This window comes from Mucilaginibacter sp. UYCu711 (genome assembly GCF_050433825.1).
Taxonomy (GTDB): domain Bacteria; phylum Bacteroidota; class Bacteroidia; order Sphingobacteriales; family Sphingobacteriaceae; genus Mucilaginibacter.
The window spans coordinates 1-1,422 of record NZ_JBNPWM010000025.1 but is presented as its reverse complement, the minus strand read 5'-3'; the positions used below and the strand labels follow the sequence as shown (position 1 = coordinate 1,422).

General features: G+C 38.2%; 1 protein-coding gene and 1 pseudogene. Both read right to left on the bottom strand.

What is annotated here, in order from left to right:
• Nucleotides 1–33: 33 nt before the first annotated feature.
• Nucleotides 34–879, bottom strand: a pseudogene (locus tag ABIB50_RS26575) (IS3 family transposase); the annotation flags it as partial.
• The gene (locus ABIB50_RS26570) at nucleotides 873–1,379 is read right to left on the bottom strand and encodes a transposase (RefSeq protein WP_429385091.1); all 507 of its coding nucleotides are present in this window, start codon (nucleotides 1,377–1,379) and stop codon (nucleotides 873–875) included. The pseudogene ABIB50_RS26575 and the gene ABIB50_RS26570, both read right to left, overlap by 7 nt.
• Between the last annotated feature and the right edge of the window lie 43 nt (nucleotides 1,380–1,422).

Here is a 1,422-nt window from a genome sequence, read left to right as displayed (position 1 = left end):
TGAAGTGCCCCCGAAAAGTTAGACGAATTTAAATTAATTATTAATATGATGAGCTCGGTATTTTAACGGGCTCATTCCTTTTAGATTTAGTTTGATTCTGTCGTTATTGTAGTAAGCAATATAGTCCTTTATCTCTGCTTTAAGTTCATTGATGTCATTGTATTTATTCAGATAAAACAGTTCTGATTTAATGATACCAAAGAAGTTTTCTATAACAGCATTATCGAGGCAATTACCCTTCCTGGACATGCTTTGTTTAATTCCATGCTGCTTAAGTCTGACCTGATACTTTTTCATCTGATATTGCCAACCCTGATCTGAATGTAGGATAAGTTGCGAACCGGGGCTTACTTTCTTAAAGGCTTCATCCAGCATCTCCGATACCTGTTTGAAATCAGGTGACTCAGATAAGCTATAACTGATGATCTCTCCGTTAAATAGTTCAATGACGGGTGACAGGTAAAGCTTTTTGTCTTTAACTTTGAATTCAGTGATGTCTGTAGCCCACTTCACGCAGGGGCGGTCCGATGTAAAATTCCTTTGCAGCAGATCAGGCGCTATAGTACCTGTTTCACCTTTATAAGAGCGATACTTCTTGTTGCGGATCAGTGACTTAAGTCCAATTGAACCCATCAGCTTTAAAACAGTTTTATGATTAACAACTATTCCCTGGTTCTTCATTTGCAAGGCTATTCTACGATATCCGTACCTTCCTTTATGCTGGTGATAGATGCTTTTTATTTGCGCTATAGTATCATCATGCTTATTTAATACCGATTTGGTCTTAAGATGATAATAGTAACTGCTTCTGGCCATCTTTAAAATATCCAATAACATGTCTAAGGGATATTTATGCCTTAACTCTTCAATGGCTAACGCTTTTTCTTTTGCGCTTTTTTTGCTTGAGCTAAGGCTTCGAGCTTTTTTAGCAACTCGTTTTCGGCTTTAAGATACAGGTTTTCTTTCTCGAGCTCCTCCAGTCTGGTGAGCGGTTGCGTTTTCTTAGATGGGCTATCTTTCTTCATTAGCTTTGGTCGTCCTCGTTGTTCCCGTAGACCATGTACTCCTAACAGTTTGTACTTGTTTACCCAGGATAATACAATGCTTTCGGTAGCGATACCGTACTCAGAACAACAATCTCTCAAAGATAATACTCCCGACAGATAACGTTCAACTACTTTTAGCTTAAACTCAGCAGGTTGATATAACCTTTCTTTAGGCAATAATCCCTGATCACCAAATGCATTATAACGATCTACCCACCTTGTCAATAAAGATCTCGACAAACCCCACTTTAATGCTACTGCTGTAAGCGAATCTCCGCTTAAATATTCTTTAACAACCTTGCCTTTAAAAATTTCATCGTGCTTCTTATTCATAAAAATGCCCCCAAATAGTGTCTAACTTTTTGGGGGCAGTCTA

Excerpts from the sequence above, each read along its gene's own strand:
- ABIB50_RS26570 (WP_429385091.1), bottom strand. The coding sequence starts at position 1,379 with ATGAATAAGAAGCACGATGAAATTTTTAAAGGCAAGGTTGTTAAAGAA.